The following is a 17,760-nucleotide window of genomic DNA, read 5'->3' on the forward strand; positions in this document are numbered from 1 at the left end:
CAAAAGCACATCAACCCAATTCATGTTCCGCAAAACGTCCGATATGGCTTAGCTGTTGGCGGTGCGGGCTGGCAGAATTCGGCCTGCTCAGGTGAATGTTCGTATGGGTTTGCCAGGATTTCAAGCAATTTCAGCATGACGCTCATGTCACCTTTTACCGCGGCATTCAGTGCTTCCTCTACCCTGTGGTTGCGCGGAATGACTGCTGGATTGTTATTGCGCATCAGTTCATGGACATCTTCCTTTGATTCTTCCTGGCGCCCAAGCCTTTCTTGCCATTTTTCATGCCACTGATTAAATTCGTCACCCTTAAATAACTCGGATCCTTCAAGCTTTCCGAAGGTCAGGGCTTTGAACGTATTCGTAAAGTCGGCTTCTGACTTATTCATGAGATTAAGGAGTTCGGAAATTAGTTCTTTGTCTTCTTTTTCCTCAGTAAAAAGCCCAAGCTTCAGCCTCATACCCAACAGGAACTCTGTTTCAAAACTCCCCGGATATTCAGAGAGGGCTTCCTCGGCCAGTTTTACCGCTTCATCTTCATCCTCATGTAACAATGGCAATAAAGCCTCGGCAAATCGAGAAAGATTCCAGCCGCCAATATACGGCTGATTTCCATAGGCATACCGTCCCTCCCGATCAATCGAGCTGAATACAGTTGCCGGGTCGTAGGTATCCATAAAAGCACAAGGACCGTAATCAATCGTCTCACCGCTAATTGTCATGTTATCCGTGTTCATGACACCGTGGATAAAGCCGACATGCTGCCACTTCGCGATCAGGGCTGCCTGTTTCTTGATCACTTTTTTCAAGAATAAGAGGTATCGGTTACCCTCCCCTTCGAGTTCAGGATAATGGCGTTTGATTGCATAATCAGCCAGCTCCCGGAGGTCTTCCTTCTTCCCCCAGTTGGCAGCAAATTGGAATGTTCCTACTCTCAGATGGCTCGCTGCCACGCGTGTCAAAACTGCTCCGGTCTGCATCGTTTCCCGGATGATTTCCTCTCCCGTCACAGCCACAGCGAGGCTTCTTGTTGTTGGGATCCCTAAGCCCGTCATCGCTTCACTAATGATAAACTCGCGCAGCATCGGCCCAAGTCCTGCACGGCCATCGCCGCCTCGTGAATACGGAGTCCGGCCTGAACCCTTCAGCTGGATGTCAAACCTGTCGCCGTCAGGGGTGATTTGCTCACCAAGCAGGACAGCCCGGCCATCCCCCAGCATCGTAAAATGTCCAAACTGGTGTCCCGCATATGCCTGGGAAAGGGGAGTTCCTCCTTGTGGAATCTCGTTCCCGCCAAAGATTGCAGCCCCTTCGTCACCTTGAAGTGCCTCGCTGTTCAAACCCAGTTCTTCCGCAAGTGACTCATTAAAAATCACTACCTCAGGTGCTTTCACTGGAGTCGGTGTTTGCAGACTATAAAATATGTTCGGCAGCCGCGAATAGCTATTATCCATTTTCCAGCCAGCATGGTTGTCAGTCATTGGATTACCTCCCTTTGTTCGTACTGTTTAGCTTTAATATACCCTCGCCTGAAAAAGGAAAGCGGTGTTTCGGCAGAAAGGAATATATAACCAGTAGAATCCATATATACATTTTACCATCATCTAGGGAGTGATAATGATATAGCAGCTTATCAAACTGCAGGGAAAGTCAGCTTCGCCTTTCCGTTGCCGCAGCGGTTATTGCCAGCCTGCATGGGGAGCCTGGGTGTTTATTAGGCCTGATTTAGAAGATATTCCCGGTGATTAAAATGGACCTCAATGAAAAAAGCCTAATTCCCCAAGGAATTAGACTTTTGCCATTGCTTATTGATTCCCGTTCTTTACCCAGCCGGCAACGGTCACAGTGCGTTTTGCCTGATGTTTTACCGCTGCTTCTACATCCTCGACCATATTGCCGTCCTGGTCGACTGTTACGCTAGTGCCGTATGGGTTGCCGCCAGCTCCGAAAGTGACTGGATCGGTATAGCCAGGAGCTGCGACGATGGCGCCCCAATGGTACATAGTTGTGTATAGTGACAGAATGGTTGCTTCTTGTCCGCCATGCGGATTCTGAGCAGAGGACATCGCACTGACGACTTTGTTCACCAGCTTGCCCTGTGCCCACAGACCGCCTGTCGTATCAAGGAATTGTTTCATTTGCGATGGCATGTTCCCGAAACGTGTAGGGACACTGAAAATGATGGCATCTGCCCATTCAAGATCATTCGGAGTCACTTCAGGGATATCCTTTGTTGCCTCAACTGTCGCTTTCCATGCTTTATTGCCTTCGATAGCTGATTCAGGAGCCAATTCTTTCACCTTAAAAACTTTGACTTCCGCTCCTGCTTCCTTCGCGCCTTCTGCAGCCCATTTGGATAGCTGCACATTCGTTCCACCCATGCTGTAAAAAATAACTGCCAATTTAACCATTTTATCTGCCTCCTTTAGTAGTATGATTCCACACTTGTCCAAACTGCAAACTCGGCTTACAGGTATTCTTTTTCGATTTTACGCGTGCTTCGTACAGTATCAATCGGACGCACGAAATCCTCGATCTGCTCCCGCTTTGATTCAAGGAACGGCGGAAGGGATAGCTTTTCACCAAGGGTTTCATATGGCTCATCACCCATGAAGCCCGGTCCGTCAGTTGCCCATTCGAACAGGATTCCCGGTGCCACACGGGCGTACAATGATTCAAAGAAGAACCGATCAACATAACCGGATGTACCGAATCCTGCAGCTTTCATATGATCGATCCACTCATAAAGAACCGATGTGTCAGCAACACGGAATGCCGCATGGTGCACAGTTCCGAATCCCTGGCGGCCAGCAGGCAGCACTTTATTGTCTTCAACAATGACCTGCGCGCCGTTCCCGCCTTCACCCATTTCAAACAGATGCAGGGAACCCTCTTTTCCCACTTCACGCATATGCATCACTTTTTCAAGTACCTCTTTAAAATAATCGAAACGTGAAATGCGGACATGAAGCGGTCCAAGACCAGTAATCGCGTACTCCAGCGGTACAGGTCCATTTTGCCATGGCGTACCCGAAGCTATACCTTCATTATGCTCATCGGATACCAGCATATACTGCTGATCGTCAAAATCGATGAATGAAATCGTCTTCTTGCCGAACAACTCCTTGATGCCAGTGTGTTTGACTTCATATTTATCAAAGCGTTTGACCCAGTATTCCAGCGCGGCATCTGTCGGCACACGGAAACCGGTTTTGTAAATCTCATCAGTTCCGTGAGATCCTTTAGGAATCCCAGGGAAATCAAAGAATGTCATATCCGTGCCAGCAGACCCTTTATCATCCGCAAAAAATAAATGATACGTACGGATATCATCCTGATTGACCGTTTTTTTCACAAGACGCATTCCGAGTACATAGGTGAAAAACTCGTAGTTTTTTTCAGCACTGCTCGTAATCGCTGTTACATGGTGTATTCCTCTTAATTCGTTCATGGTCTCTCTCCTTTATCTTGAAATCGAGATATATTTTCAAAAAAATATCTATCCTTACTATAACCTGTTTTCATCTCGAAAAAACAAATTATCTTGAATTCGAGATAATCTTATCACGCAACAGCACAAAGTGCAAGAAAGAAGTCTCCAACAAAAAAGCCTTTGGGGGTATCCCAAAGACTCAACCCTTTAATACCCCGCTGTATTCAGGCTTCCTCTCAAGCTCTTTTTTTGCATAAGAACAAACAGGATCAATCTTCAAGCCCTCATTCTTCGCTTTTTCAGCAACATGGCGGACCAGCTCCTCCGCTATGCCTTTACCTCGGTAATCTGGATCCACACCAGTGTGATTGACCACGAGAAAATCATCGCCATCCCTCGTAAACGTCACTTCCCCAACCTCGAGCCCATCTGCATCCTTCGCAACAAAACGGCCATCTTCTTCAGAAAATTCAAATGCCATCTTTACACCTCCGCAGTTTCATTCAAGATACCTAATTATACCCTTATAACCCTCAATCATGCATATATCAAGCCCCAAATCGGTAATCTAAGAAAAAACAGAACGGATGATACAAGTGGAAAAAGTGAGGATAAGTGAGTTTGACAAGATCGTCGAGCTGGGGAAACAAGGTCAAAAGGCCTTGAATCAATACTGGCTCGATTACTCCCTTTATGCTTCAGTTGAATATTGGCTGATGGTCCTATTCCTTATAGGCCCGCTCATCTTATTGTTTTTTAAAATCGACCGGACAAAGATCTTCAGAATCGCTTTCTATGGTTACAGTGTCCATGTTTTCTTCGGATATGAAGATCTTTATGGAAGAAATATGGGGTTCTGGAATTATCCCTTTCCAGTTCTCCCGGTTTTACCAGGAATCTCGCTCGACTCAAGTCTGATCCCTGTAACTTTTATGCTCGTGTATCAATGGTCTATTAACCACAAAAAGAACTATTATCTTTATGCAATCCTGACTGCAGTCATCCTCTCATTTGCATTCAAACCAATGTTGGTCGGTTTGGGGCTGTTTAAAATGTATGGAAACCTCCACTATGTCCACTTATTTTTGAGTTATTTATCTGTGCTCATTTTAGCGAAATTATTGACAAATTTTTTTGTATGGATGAAGTCACGGCCAAAAAGAGGTCACGACCTGAGCACCTCAAAAACCGAAAGAAGGCCCGATTCTACATAAGGATTCGGGCCTTCACCGAAAGACACTTCCCGGCACATCAAACTGATTCCATAAAAACAATATAAACACCGCAGAGGCTATCCAGGCAAACAATGGATTGTGAAAATGAAGCTTTAAAATAAGGAACATGACCGAATTGAATAACGCAGACCACCACAAGTTCCAGCCATTGAAGTATTTTATCAGCTGAAAATTAATGTCTACCAGCTCATTCACAAAATAGACAACCACCCATGCAAGATAATAAAGGATTTTTTTTATGATCCCATGCCTCGGAAAATGCGCCAAATAAGCCAGGCATGTGGCCGGATACTTGATCGCCATGATGGAAAAAGAAATATGGGTATTCGTGATTCCAGCACCTTCATCCCCGGGTGAAGGATTATACTTCCACATTGGATAATGATCGGATAATAAGTACATGTAGAGAAAGTCGCCCAGAATAAAAAAGAGAACGGTTGGATAGTACTTTCTCCAGTTCTTCCAGTCTCCCCATTTCACTAATATGCCTGCCCAAACCAGCCCATAAATTGTATTTACCATAAATTCTCCCCTTTTTTACAAATAAAGGAAATCGAACTTAGTATAACCAAGAAGCCCTATTGACAATCATCGAATAATTAACGTAAAAGAAGACAAGATACAAAATAGCTGTGAGCTGGTGAAAGAAGTTCCCTACTTTCTGCCATCGAACGGCTGCCCAATAACACCCAAAAGCGCCATAAACCCATGGCGGCATTGGAAGGCAAATAACAGTGGATCTCACTGTTATTTTTTTGCCCATTAAAAAAGAAGAACAGGGACGCCCCCATTCTTCTTTCACTTCCTTATTTCAGTTCTTCCAGTTCAGTTAATGTTCCCTGGATGTCTTCATCTGTCAATGGTGCGAAACCAGTTTCCGATGCGACTTCCTGTGCATTTTTCATAGTGTAGATTGCGTAGTCAAGTACTTGGGCCTTCTCTTTAGCCATGTTTACATTCAAGTATGTGAACACTGGGCGTGTGAATGGTCCGTATTCGCCATCTTCCTTGATCGTTGAAAGAGATGGTTCAACAGGTCCGTTGCCGAAATCGACGTTCACTGCTGCCAATTTATCTTTGTTGTTCGCATAATATCCGTAGCCGAAGAATCCAATGCCGTTCTTATCCTTGGAAACAAGATCAACCAGTGTTGAATAATCCTGTTGCAGGTTGATGCCTTCAACCAGGTCTTTTTCTTCTAAAATATTTTCAAACATGAATTCGTATGTGCCATGGTTTTCATTCGGGCCATATGTGTTGATGGCTTCATCCGGGAAATCAGGGCGTACATCAGACCATTTCTTCTTGCCGCCTTCAGCAAGGAAGATGTCGATGACTTCTTCTTTCGTCAATTCCTTCGCCCATTCATTGTCCTTATTGATGACAATCGTCAAACCATCCAAAGCGACCTTCATTTCTTTTACATCGATGCCAAGCTCTTCAGCTTTTGCCTTTTCTTCGTCTTTGATCTGGCGAGATGCATCGTTATAGTCTGTTCCATTTTCAACAAGGAATTTCTTGAAACCAGCCGAAGTCCCTGAGCGGCTTACTTCCACAGAAACATCTTCCTGCTTGCCCATGTAGTTTTCAGCCATTTTAGCCATGAATGGATAAACCGTACCAGAACCATCAATCACTACGCTGCCTTCAAGTTGAGTTTCATTTCCATTAGATCCATTCTTTGCTTCAGCGTTGCTTTCACCATCCGAACAAGCTGTTCCGAAAGCCATTACTCCAGCAAGCATTGTAAACATCGCTAACTTTTTAAAACCCTTCATTCCATAATTCCCCCTAATATGATGTCCGTTGCTACAAGTACAAGATTACTAGAGAGTTATTAATGGGGTTTTAAGGAGTTGTAAATATATTGAAAAGGATTGTTAAGAATTGTGAACCTCTTTGATCATCCATACCTGTTCTTCCCACTGTTTGAATCCAATAGCGGTTAATAACTCTAATAACTCAGCATCTTCTTCTGGCGTATTGACCGTCGTCTTTTTGAATGACCGGTCCAGCGGCGAGAAAGAGTGCTTCAGCAGCGTTTTCATCACATCAGCCCGGTCTTCACGGGCTTCTGCCACTTCCAGCTGCAGCAGCCCGATGTTTGCCACTTCTCCCTCTTTATAAAACTTTTTAAAAAGAGAGTAACCGGCAATCTCGTTCTGTTCATCACGCAGGATCATCGCATTGCCACCTTGAACATTGTCCTTGTGATTTTGCCAGGAGGTTTTATGACGGTAAAAATTCACCTGACTTAATTCTTGCGGTGCCACGTGCTCGACTTGATAGTTGGTTGCACTATCAAAAGTACCTTCTGGAAATGGCTCATTGTACTGGAGGAATTTCAGTTTTTTCACCAGCGTAAAACCAAGAGATTGATATAGTTGAATGGCACCTTCATTTCTTGAGATCGCCTCGAGAGTTGCGTACTTCACCTGATTCTCACGATAAATATCCAATGCCGCATTCATCAACTGCTTTCCGATCCCTTTTCCCCGCAGCTCCTTCGCGATCCCGGTCCCTCCATTCCAGGCAATCACTTCACCATTAATCTTCTTGATGCCGCTCAGCACAATCCCGGCAGGCCTGCCTTCATAGTAAGCAATCACCGAGTGCTCCGGAGAAATACCATCTAGCCCAAAACGGTTCGCGAATGTCTCTATCGTTTTCGACTGGTCGTAAAAATAACCCTCAAACCCTCGATTATAGGCTTCCACCCCGTCTTTTAACGGACAATCACTCAGTCTTTTGATCTCAACTTTCATGAAGAATCTCCTCTTTTCTTTATAAAATAAACCGACTGTTTAGTTTATTTTATGCTTTGTTTTCATAAAATTGCAAAAACTTTTTTTCGACAGTATCCAAACTTTTATGCTTTACAAAAAGGGATGTCTACATCCAGGGAGGAACATGGCTCTATTCAGCCGAAGGAAAACTCTTGTGGAAGCATATCGATGAATCACCAGAAGATCACGCAAAATCGATGAAGTTTTGGAGCAAATAAAAAAACGCTGATCAGCCTGCTGCGATCAGCGTTTCTTCTCGTCTTTTTTATCAGATGCTTCTTCAAATAGTTGAGAAAGATAACCTTTAAGCTCAAAACCTTCTTCATTCATAAACTCAGTGATTTGTTTCATTGTAATCTACCTCCGTTTTAATTTGTTGTTAGAAATAGTATTCCCACTCTAGCAAACTTTTAATCAGCCAAAGATTGGCAGTCTATTATTTTAGACGGATAATAGTTAGAAAAGTTGCATAAAATTTAGAAAAAAGAGGGCTGAATCAAATGCCCTCTCACTTATTTAACTTCCACATGCTGTAATTGAGCTGAAGAGCGTACGACACCCAGGCAATATAAGGCAGCATCAACCTGCCTGCTATTTTATCCTTTTGATAGTATTGATAAGTTGTCAACGTAATCATACCGAGCAGCAATCCGATCTCCGCAAAAGCCGTCCCGCGCAGATTCCACTTAAAAAACAAGAAAGACCAGAGAAAGTTCAATCCGAGCTGGATATCATAAAGGGTTTCCGCCGCAGCCGTCGGTTCCTTTTTCATCGAAACCCGGTAATTAGCAAGTCCCATCGTAGCATACAGACCGGTCCACATAACCGGAAACACCCACGAAGGAGGCGCATAATTAGGCTGCCTCAGCTTCCTGTATTTCTCTTTCGCATTCCGCGTCGCAAGCATCCCTGTTACCATGCCGCCAACCACCGGAATCAATATCTCCTTCACCAATTTTCCCTTGTCGACTCTTCCATTCACCGATAACACACTCATCTTTGTTTCTCACCTTCCTTTTTCTTACTTTTACCTAATGCTAGAGAAAAAAACATTTGAATGTGCAAAAATAAATGGTGGTCTGATGACTATTTTGACAGCTTTTCTCCTTGAGGCCTTATACATGTCAAGATTCCAGGATTTTCTTGACAGCTTTACTGCTTGAGACCTTAAACCTGTCTTAATTACGGGCTTTTCTTGACAGCTTTTCTCCTTGAGACCTTGTACCTGTCTTAATTACAGGCTTTTCTTGACAGCTTTTCTCCTTGAGGCCTTATACATGTCAAGATTCCGGGCTTTTCTTGACAGCTTTTCCCCTTGAGACCTTGTCCCTGTCTTAATTACAGGCTTATCTTGACAGCTTTTCTCCTTGAGACCTTGGACCTGTCAAAATTACGGGCTTTTCTTGACAGCTTTTCTCCTTGAGGCCTTATACATGTCAAGATTCCGGGCTTTTCTTGACAGCTTTTCTCCTTAAGGCCTTATACATGTCAAGATTCCGGGCTTTTCTTGACAGCTTTTCCCCTTGTGACCTTATACCTGTCAAAATTACGGGCTTTTCTTGACAGCTTTTCCTCCGCGGTCCTCAAACTTGTCCAAAGGCAATAATTATATTAAAAAAAAGCGCCAGCCAAATGGCTGACGCTTTCTCCAATCTTCCTATTTCACAAACACATAAGGGTTGCCGCTGAGGGATTTTCTAATCTCTGGAGTAAGAGTGACGCTGACTTCCTGCGGGTTTGCAGAACTAGTAACCTGTTTTTTTTCTCCGTTCCCATCGTAGAACATTGGCTCTGTAGGCATTTCTTGTCCCCCTATAATCGTTTTGTTGACATGAGTACGATTAAACCATGACAGCTGCCTCATGTTTGATGCCGCTTGCTGCTTTTTGACAAGCTCCCGGTACTAAGCCCGCAGTTTGCCGTCACTGTTGTTCATGAAAACAGCGGCTTGCTTTTCAATAGTCTTTGATAACATTGCTGGGACAGCCGCCTGAAACACAACCCGAATAGAGCTTTGTGCCTATATATATTTTATAACATATATACTCGACTAATATATAGAAAATTCTAACTATTAAGACTGCATTATTGTTCCTTCCCTCTATACCACCTAAAAAGGGAAGCATGAACACCATGCTTCCTCTCAATTACTCCCCGGCACTAAGCCACATTTCCATCGCCAGCTCGAGTTCGTTATTAAGCTGCTGCTTCCTGCTGTACAACTGATCCAACTCGACATAATCCTGTTGAACACCCATCACCAGATCAAGCTCCGAAATTTCTTTTTCCAGGCTTTCGATTTTCTTTAAGAGCTTTGCATCCGGTCCCGCTTTCGCAGGATGCGGCTCTTTCTTCTTTAAAACAGGAACCTGCTCGGCTACGGCCTGCTCCCTTTTATAATCATCGTAATTCCCCTCATAGCTCTTCAAGCCAAAGTCCTCGACCGCAATCACGCGCTCTCCGATTTTATTGATAAAATAGCGGTCGTGTGAAATGAAGAAAATCGTGCCTTTGAAATCCTCAAGAGCGGCCTCAAGGGTTTCAATCGAATCAATATCCAGATGGTTCGTCGGCTCATCGAGGATCAGCAAATTGATATCCTGGAACATCAGCATTGCCAGCTTCAGCCTGATCCGCTCGCCCCCTGAAAGGATTTTCACTTTTTTGAAGACACTCTTTTTATAAAACATGAACTTCGCCAGGTACTCGCGCGCTTTTCCCTCGACAATCGAGATATCCTCCCGGAAGCATTCAAGCACGGTCAGCTCTTCGTTTGCAAACACAATCTTCTGAGGCAGATAGGCAGCCATTACATTCGCTCCCAATTCAACCATACCTGCATCAGGCCGTTCCTTGCCGAGAAGCATCTTAAGGAACGTCGTCTTTCCGCTCCCATTCGGGCCAACGAGACCCACTCGTTCACCATAATGGACCATCAAATCAGCACCATTAAAAATCACCTTATCCTCATACCGCTTAGAAACACCAACCGCCTTGATCGTTTCATTCCCGGACCTCATCGTTTCGTTAAAATGAAGCCTCATGTTGCGTCGCTCAAAAACCGGCTTATCAATGCGCTCCAGCTTATCAAGATTCTTCTGGATGCTTGCCGCGCGCCTGAAAAATTTGTTATTGTCCGCCCTCAGCGCCCAGTCACGCAGGCTCGTCACCTGCTTCTCCATTTTATTGACCTTCTTTTGCTGCTCGCGGAACTGCTCATATTGCACCCGCATATTTTCTTCCTTTTGGCTGATAAAACTTGAATAGTTTCCCCTGTAGCAGATGGTCTCCATGTCTTCGATCTCGACGATTTTGTTCACAACGTTATCGAGGAAATACCGGTCATGCGAAACAATCAGCACGATGGCTTTATAATTTTTCAAAAAGCCCTCCAGCCATTCGATCGATTCCATATCAAGATGGTTGGTCGGCTCATCGAGAAGCAGGATATCCGGCTGGTGAACCAGGATTTTCCCGAGACCAACAGTCGTTTTCTCGCCGCCGCTCAGCAAATCAAAATCCCTCTGCAAAAAATTCTCAGAAAACTTAAGCCCGGTGCAAACCCTGCTTAACTTCTCCTCCTGTTCATACCCGCCCCTTGCTTCAAATATATTCACCAGATCACTATATTTATTTAACGTTTTTTCAAGAGCCTCATCCTGTAAAAGCTGCATCTGCGCTTCCAGCTCACGCATCTGTTTTTCAACCCCATGGACCTCTTCAAAAGCCAGATTCAAAACATCAATCACTTTTAGACCGGCTGGGTATGACGGCATTTGTTCCAAATAAGCGAATGACGCACCCCGCGGCCTGTGGATCAAACCTTCATCATAACCTGGACTCGAGGTCTGCGGGTAGCCAGGATAATAATGCATCGGCTCAATTCCGCAAATCACCTTGAGGATCGTGCTTTTCCCGCTTCCGTTCGCCCCGACAATCCCCACCTTATCTCCTTCAAAAGCTTCCAATGTAAAACTGTTCACGACCAGCGTCGCTTCCATATATTTTTTTATTCCATGCACCTTCAGTTCTAACATACAAATTCCTTCTTTCATCCATAATGAAGCTACGCTTTTTATGGACAGCACAAAGAAGAACTTATCTACTATTCAATTTTTGACTCACACAGCTTTCCCGCTGCCAAAATAAAAAAGACTGCAGAAATCCCTACAGTCTTGAATCAACATCTTCAGCAGGCCAAAATAAGCCATGCGAAAATACACCTATCCCGATTCAGTAAAGTAAGTTTCCTTCTAATTGCCGTCATTCCATAAAGAGCATAACGAAATAAACCTATGCAAATAGGCTTTTCACACTCAATACAAAATTCTTATTAATAAAATTAATAATCAGCAATTAGATGTTGGTTCCATAAACTTACTTTCCCTCCTAAACCATTTGCTTTATTATCTCAGCTTTGCATAATTTTGTAAATGCAGTATTTTTCACACTTCTTCTTTCTTCCGGACAGGCATAGGATGGTAGAAAACTTGTCCTTCAGAAAGGATTCCGTGTTATGTTACCGTTTCGAACCAGGCTTACTGCTTCTTTTTATGCTTTACTATCAGTCAGTTTTTGGGGAGTTTCCTTTGTTTCTGCGAAAGCCGTTCTCGGAAAGCTTGACCCCTATTCCCTATTGGTGCTTCGCTTTGGCATCGGTGCTTTGTTTCTGCTGATAATTTTGCTGATCAATCGTTCCCGGCTCCGTATTTCGGTTGGTTACATCCCTCATCTGGTTGTCCTCGGGATTCTGGGTGTGTTCATTCATCAGGTCCTGCAGGCAACGTCATTGTTGACGATCAATGCCTCATCTGCCGGATGGCTGATTTCATTTTCCCCTATTTTCACCGTTCTTCTTTCGGTGCTGTTTTTGCATGAAAAGATGGATGTGAAAAAAGCGCTGGGAATGCTGGTCGCGATCACAGGCGTTTTTATCGTCACGACCACCCGAAGCGGTCATTCGTTCGAATTCGCCCTTAACATCGGCTTCATCCTGATGATCCTTAGTACGCTGAACTGGGCAGTATATTCGATCCTTTTAAAAAAGCTGCAAATCCCCTATCCCGCTCTCGTTGTTACCTTCTACATGAGCTTGATCGGCTTCATTCTCACTCTCCCTTTTATGGTCCGGAACAAAGGCTGGGAGTCGATTCCTCTGCTGACACAGACAGAGTGGGCCCACCTTTTGTTCCTCGGGATATTCGTTTCTGGAATTGGGTATTGGTATTGGGGAAAGGCGCTTGAGGTATTGGATGCATCAAGGGTATCTATTTTCATTTACCTTGAACCGCTGGTCACCCTGATTGCGGCCATTATTCTTTTACATGAAAAATTTATCCTCATAAGTGCGGCCGGCGGAATCATAATTATGATAGGAGTGGCCATTGTCAATGGCGGTCTTGCACGTTTAGTAGCGAGTGTCATTTTTAAAAAATGAAGAAGGTGGGAGTGCCCATGAATTTGAATCATAAGGCAAGGAATGTGTTAGATTCTTTAAAGAATCCTTCCAGGCAAGAGATGAAGGAAGCGCTGGCTAAAATCAATATGACGATTGAAGAGTTGGAGACATTCCTTGAATCGCCATCCGGAAAGCCTTATTACCGCAAGCTTCTGTACAAAAGTGAGGATGTCGAGCTGCTTGTGATGAACTGGTCGGATTTAGAATGTGCTCCCCATGACCACGGCGATTCCCATGGTTGGATCCACGTCCTGAACGGGACTTCCATCAACTACGTCTACGAAGTCAAGAACAGCAAGCTTCCGAAGGAGTTGTTCAAGGAGTACCATCATCGAGATCAGCTTTTTTTCGCGCCTAAAAATGGTGTCCATAAAATGCAGGGTGATGGTACAGAGGGACTCGTTACCCTCCATCTCTATTCCCCGCCAATCACCGGAATGAAAGTCTACGACCTCGAAAAATGCGCAGCCTGTGTTGTTTCAGATGATTGCGGAGCATGGTGGCCAGATGAACAGCACCAAAAACTGAAAGAAATCAAGCTAAAAAAAGAAGCATAGGGACGCTGAACTGCACCACGTCCCCATGCTTTCCTTATTCCCTATTCTTCAAGGTCAGGCCTTTCAGGAAATTACGGGCGAACTTATCACCGCATTCACGGTAATTCTTATGCCCTTCCTTCCGCAAAATCGCTCCAAGCTCGCCTTTGGAAACCCGGACACCGGCAAGATCGAAAAGCTCAAGGATGTCCTCGCTCGTCAGCGACAGGGCAATTTTCACCATCTTTAACAGCTGGTTATTCACACTTTCCCCAGTCAAAGGCGGAGCACCCGTTTCCCCAGGCCGTTTCCCTCTTTTAAACGTAACCAGGCCATTCAAGAACTGCTCCATCATCGCATTGTTGACCCTTATGTAATCCTCGGGCAGTTCATCGTACTCATCTTCATCCACTTTCTTCAGCATCAGCTGCACATCTTCTTTCCTCATGGCCACGCCGCCAAGCCTGAACATCTCCGCCATATCGGTATCCTTGATATCCAGGGCGTAACGTAAACGGATCAATATATCATTGTTTAGCATTGGAAGTCCTCCTATAGCTTGCCTCATCACTAGTATTGTTCAATTGTAGCATATTTACTTCATGTGCTGGAAAGTAGGATAAAAACGGTTTTGCAGCCAAAGAAGCATAGGAACGGACTTTTCCCCTCTCAAAAAGAAGCATAAGGTACGTATTTATTCATGCTTTAAAACGGATAACACAGCTTCCCTGATTTCTTTATAACCTGTGCAGCGGCAGATGTTTGATTCGAGCCAGTCTTTTACTTCAGCTTCGTCTGTTCCTGGTTTTTTATTGACGAGTCCATGGCAGTTCATCAGAAAGCCGGATGTGCAGTAGCCGCATTGAAAGGCAAATTTTTCAATAAAAGCTCTCTGAATCGGCGTGTCTTCAAGACCTTCAATGGTGGTGATTTCTTTCCCCTCTGCTTCGACGGCAAGCATCAGACAGGATTTCATCGGAACGCCATCTACCAAAACTGTACAGGCTCCGCAATCGCCATTCAAGCATCCTGGCTTAGCGCCTGTTAGCCCAAGTCTTACCCTGATGACATACAAAAGCGTATCAGCCGGTCTAATAGTCACGTTTTTTTCATCGGTGTTCACTATGAGCGAAACGCTAGTAATAGTTTCATTGGTCATCCAATCACCCTCCAACTGCCTGAATCGCATCAATAATCGTATTTTTCAACACAAATAAGCGGTACTCTGCTGAACCCTCCACATCATTCAGGACAGGTCCAGGGACGAATGGCATTGCTTTCTCTGCTCTCTCCTCAACTGAGAGGGCCAAGTCATTCAGCACAAGCTCCATTTCTTTAGAACGGAACGGGAATGGACAGACTCCGCTGAAAGCCATCCTGATTTCATCTTCTATTTTAATGGCAGCTACTGTCACAAGCGGATAGCCAATGTTCCATTGTTTCCGTCTTTTAATGCTTACATATGGTTTGGTTAAATACTTCTTTTCAATCAGGATCGAAAAAATAAATTCTTCTTCGTTTAATTGGATTTCACCATTAAAAATATTATTGATCGGCTTATAGACGATTCCTTCCGCTCCGGCAATTACACAAATGCACTCTGAAACTAGCAGGGGCAAAATCGCTTCCCGGTAAAAAATCTGACCGCATATATTTCCCGCAAGAGTGATTTTATTGCGTGCGGTCCTGTCCGCAATCCCGCTGACTGTTTTGCCGAGCAGCGGAAATTGATTGGACTCTTCAATGGAGGTCAAGGTCGCTCCTCCTCCAATGACTAAATAATTTTCATGCTGGAATATAGCAGAATAATCCAGAATCCCTTTTAAGTCAATCGCCGCATCAGTATAGACAAGATTTAATCTTCCTAACGTAATCAACTCGGTTCCGCCTGAAAAGTACATTGGATTTTTCTTATCCCTTGTCAAATCCTGAAATATCCTGACTGCCTCTTGAAACGTTTGTGGTTTAACATATTCAAAATTAAATGGGATCATTGCTTTACACCTTCACGCATGCGCCATAATTGTTCCGGAATAAGCGGAAGATGCTGCAGCTGAACACCAAGCCCCACAGATAAACAATTCGCCAGCGCCGCAGGCATTCCCAGCAATCCATGCTCACCGGCTCCTCTTGCCCCGTATGGTGCCGCAAGATGAGGCGTTTCGATGAAGTCGATGACATAATCAGGCTCCTCACCATAACGCAGTGGCCGATAGGTCCGAAGCTGCGGATTCAGCACTCTGCCATACTCATCAAATACAAATGTTTCCCTTCCCGCGAATGCAATTCCCATGCTCATTGCCCCCATTACCTGGCCTAAAGCAGCTTTTTCATTCATTACTTTACCTATGTCAATCACAGAATAGGCTTTCAGGATCCGATAAGTATAGTCACGGGTATCCATCTCCACTTCGATTCCCTGGGCTGCTACTGTCCATTCGGGTCCCGGGTTTCCTTTCCCCGTTTCCCGATCCAAATAGGTGATCCGGGTTAATGTATAGGTACCAGTGGCGATGATCTGTCCTCCAAGTGTGTTTCCGGCCGGATACTTATATCCATAAGCTAAATCCTTTATTTCCAGGCTGATAGTCGGATTATCGATAAAATACACCTTCTCATTGGCGACCTCCAGATCCACAGCAGGAACTCTTAAAACACAGGCCGCACGCTCCTTGAGCTGCCGGATTGCATCCTCCGCCGCCTCGAGAACTGCCCTCCCTGCCATGAAGACCCCCCGGCTACCGACCGTCTTCCAATGTTCAGGTGTGGTTTGAGTATCAACGAGCATTTTCACATGGATCCTGTTTATATCCATCTTCATCCGTTCAGCCAGTATCTGCGCAAGCACAGTTTTCGTCCCCGTTCCAATTTCCACCACACCGGACATCAGGTTAATGCTTCCGTCAGAGTTAAAAGTAAGGAGCACACCGGAGGATGCATCGGTATCAAAGGTCGATGTTTTCCAGATGCAGCATGCTCCCTTCACTCTGATTCTTCGGCTATCTATTTGAATCCGCTGCCCCTCTTGCCAATTCATCAATTCCCGCAATCGATGGATGCATTCAGGCAGGTTGCCGACCGTGCTTGAAGTAAGCTGAACCTGTGTTGGCGTGGTATCTCCAGGAAGGATCGAATTTATATAGCGCAGCTCAAGCGGATCCATCGATAATTTTTCAGCCAGTACATCCATTGTCCGTTCAAAGGCAAACAGTACTTCAGAATGGCTATAGCCCCGATAGGCCCCGGCATAAGGGTGGTTAGTATAAATACAGTAAGAGTTGCACCATATATTTTCGATCTCATATGGACCCGTACAATCCACCGCTCCTGCTCGGCTTATGTCCACTGCTTTGTCGGAATAGGCACCGCCATCGAACAAGAATTGGATTTGCGCAGCCTTCAGCTTCCCATCACTTGTCGCACCTAATTTTACAGTTGCGTCAAGCCCGATATGTACGGGTGAAGTAATCATATCCTCTTCTCTTGTGTTGACAAGTTTGACAGGGCGACCGCTGACTGCTTTTGAAGCTAAGTAAGCAAGCACCTCTAATTGGACCGAGGCTTTCCCGCCATAGGCACCGCCGACGAATGGCGTATTGACGATGACTTTACCAGGCTCAATTCCAAAATACCAATCCATTAGTTTTTTTATGGCATAAGGAGCCTGGGGTGAAGCCATAAAAACGACTGTTCCGTCCGGACGGATTTCGGCTATTGTACTCCGGGTTTCCATCGCCGCGTGGTCGGAAGGGCGGAAGGATATCGTAAACTCGGCAACCACATCGCTTTCTCGAAAACCCTTTTCTATGTTTCCTTTTCGTATTTTGTTCAAATTTGCAATATTAGTATTGGGAATAGGGGATACACCCGGCTGCTTTTCATAGCTTGCGATATTTTCATGGACAAGGGGGGCATCCTTTTTGATCGCTTCTGTAGGGGAATTGACAACTGGAAGAGGCTCATAGGAAACTTTGATTGCATCCACAGCCATTTTTGCAATAACAGGCGTCTCGGCGACCACCATTGCAACAGGCTCGCCGTGATATCTCACCTTCTCGTAGGCGATTGGAGGTCTGTCCTTAATTTCCTCCCCTACTAGAGGATATGGTTCACCACCCAATATCGCTTTTACTCCGGGGATTTTCCAGGCTTCCGTAAAATCGAGCGAAATTATCCTGGCATGGGCATAGGGACTAATAAGCATTTTTGCGTGCAATGTTCGCGGAGATCCAAAGTCACCGGTATATTTTGCCGCTCCCGTAACTTTTTCAAATGCATCCTTGCGAATGACACTCTTCCCAATATACTCCAC

Annotated in this window: 17 protein-coding genes; 3 read left to right on the plus strand and 14 right to left on the minus strand. The window is 44.9% G+C overall.

Going from position 1 to position 17,760, the window contains the following annotated elements; genetic code table 11:
• Positions 1 to 20 precede the first annotated feature (20 nt).
• The 4 genes from M3593_RS19380 to M3593_RS19395 form a co-directional block, all read right to left on the minus strand.
• Positions 21 to 1,481, minus strand: coding sequence for a protein adenylyltransferase SelO (locus M3593_RS19380; RefSeq protein WP_251544576.1), 1,461 nt, complete (start codon positions 1,479 to 1,481; stop codon positions 21 to 23).
• Positions 1,482 to 1,805: 324 nt separating this feature from the next.
• A complete protein-coding gene (gene wrbA, locus M3593_RS19385) occupies positions 1,806 to 2,411 on the minus strand; it encodes an NAD(P)H:quinone oxidoreductase (protein WP_251544575.1) in 606 nt (201 codons plus the stop codon).
• Positions 2,412 to 2,467: 56 nt separating this feature from the next.
• The gene (locus tag M3593_RS19390) at positions 2,468 to 3,451 is read right to left on the minus strand and encodes a ring-cleaving dioxygenase (RefSeq protein ID WP_251544574.1); all 984 of its coding nucleotides are present in this window, start codon (positions 3,449 to 3,451) and stop codon (positions 2,468 to 2,470) included.
• Between the two features lie 181 nt (positions 3,452 to 3,632).
• Entirely contained in the window at positions 3,633 to 3,914 is a 282-nt protein-coding gene (locus M3593_RS19395; protein ID WP_144480251.1) for a GNAT family N-acetyltransferase, read from the minus strand.
• A gap of 115 nt (positions 3,915 to 4,029) precedes the next feature.
• Between M3593_RS19395 and M3593_RS19400 the strand changes: the two genes are divergently transcribed.
• Positions 4,030 to 4,647: a hypothetical protein gene (locus M3593_RS19400; RefSeq protein ID WP_251544573.1), complete on the plus strand. Its 618-nt coding sequence runs from the start codon at positions 4,030 to 4,032 to the stop codon at positions 4,645 to 4,647.
• Between the two features lie 12 nt (positions 4,648 to 4,659).
• Here the strand turns inward: M3593_RS19400 and M3593_RS19405 are convergent, their stop codons facing one another.
• From M3593_RS19405 to abc-f, 6 genes are all read right to left on the minus strand, one after another.
• Positions 4,660 to 5,190, minus strand: a complete 531-nt coding sequence (locus M3593_RS19405) for a CBO0543 family protein (RefSeq protein ID WP_251544572.1) — start codon at positions 5,188 to 5,190, stop codon at positions 4,660 to 4,662.
• A gap of 284 nt (positions 5,191 to 5,474) precedes the next feature.
• Positions 5,475 to 6,446 carry a PstS family phosphate ABC transporter substrate-binding protein gene (locus tag M3593_RS19410; RefSeq protein ID WP_144480257.1) on the minus strand — a complete coding sequence of 324 codons (972 nt, stop codon included), beginning with the start codon at positions 6,444 to 6,446 and terminating at the stop codon, positions 5,475 to 5,477.
• Positions 6,447 to 6,548: 102 nt separating this feature from the next.
• A complete protein-coding gene (locus M3593_RS19415; protein WP_251544571.1) occupies positions 6,549 to 7,433 on the minus strand; it encodes a GNAT family N-acetyltransferase in 885 nt (294 codons plus the stop codon).
• 529 nt (positions 7,434 to 7,962) lie between these two features.
• Positions 7,963 to 8,451: a TspO/MBR family protein gene (locus M3593_RS19420; RefSeq protein WP_144480261.1), complete on the minus strand. Its 489-nt coding sequence runs from the start codon at positions 8,449 to 8,451 to the stop codon at positions 7,963 to 7,965.
• 660 nt (positions 8,452 to 9,111) lie between these two features.
• Complete coding sequence (locus M3593_RS19425) at positions 9,112 to 9,255, minus strand: hypothetical protein (protein ID WP_251544570.1); 144 nt, start codon at positions 9,253 to 9,255, stop codon at positions 9,112 to 9,114.
• Between the two features lie 346 nt (positions 9,256 to 9,601).
• Positions 9,602 to 11,491: a ribosomal protection-like ABC-F family protein gene (abc-f, locus tag M3593_RS19430; protein ID WP_251544569.1), complete on the minus strand. Its 1,890-nt coding sequence runs from the start codon at positions 11,489 to 11,491 to the stop codon at positions 9,602 to 9,604.
• A 479-nt stretch (positions 11,492 to 11,970) separates the two neighbouring features.
• On the opposite strand from abc-f, the gene M3593_RS19435 reads away from it, so the two are divergent.
• Complete coding sequence (locus M3593_RS19435; protein ID WP_251544568.1) at positions 11,971 to 12,891, plus strand: DMT family transporter; 921 nt, start codon at positions 11,971 to 11,973, stop codon at positions 12,889 to 12,891.
• A gap of 17 nt (positions 12,892 to 12,908) precedes the next feature.
• Complete coding sequence (locus M3593_RS19440) at positions 12,909 to 13,469, plus strand: cysteine dioxygenase (RefSeq protein ID WP_251544567.1); 561 nt, start codon at positions 12,909 to 12,911, stop codon at positions 13,467 to 13,469.
• A gap of 34 nt (positions 13,470 to 13,503) precedes the next feature.
• On the opposite strand, the gene M3593_RS19445 is transcribed toward M3593_RS19440, so the two are convergent.
• The 4 genes from M3593_RS19445 to M3593_RS19460 all read right to left on the minus strand — a co-directional run bounded on the left by M3593_RS19445 (position 13,504) and on the right by M3593_RS19460 (position 17,760).
• On the minus strand, positions 13,504 to 13,989 hold the full coding sequence (locus M3593_RS19445; protein WP_251544566.1) for a YehS family protein: 486 nt from the start codon (positions 13,987 to 13,989) through the stop codon (positions 13,504 to 13,506).
• A gap of 153 nt (positions 13,990 to 14,142) precedes the next feature.
• Positions 14,143 to 14,607 carry a (2Fe-2S)-binding protein gene (locus M3593_RS19450; RefSeq protein WP_251544565.1) on the minus strand — a complete coding sequence of 155 codons (465 nt, stop codon included), beginning with the start codon at positions 14,605 to 14,607 and terminating at the stop codon, positions 14,143 to 14,145.
• A gap of 4 nt (positions 14,608 to 14,611) precedes the next feature.
• A complete protein-coding gene (locus M3593_RS19455; protein ID WP_251544564.1) occupies positions 14,612 to 15,442 on the minus strand; it encodes an FAD binding domain-containing protein in 831 nt (276 codons plus the stop codon).
• The gene (locus M3593_RS19460) at positions 15,439 to 17,760 is read right to left on the minus strand and encodes a xanthine dehydrogenase family protein molybdopterin-binding subunit (RefSeq protein ID WP_251544563.1); all 2,322 of its coding nucleotides are present in this window, start codon (positions 17,758 to 17,760) and stop codon (positions 15,439 to 15,441) included. Before M3593_RS19460 ends, M3593_RS19455 begins: the two co-directional genes overlap by 4 nt.

The sequence above is a fragment of the Mesobacillus sp. MER 48 genome (assembly GCF_023714225.1).
Classification (GTDB): Bacteria; Bacillota; Bacilli; order Bacillales; family Cytobacillaceae; genus Mesobacillus; species Mesobacillus oceanisediminis_A.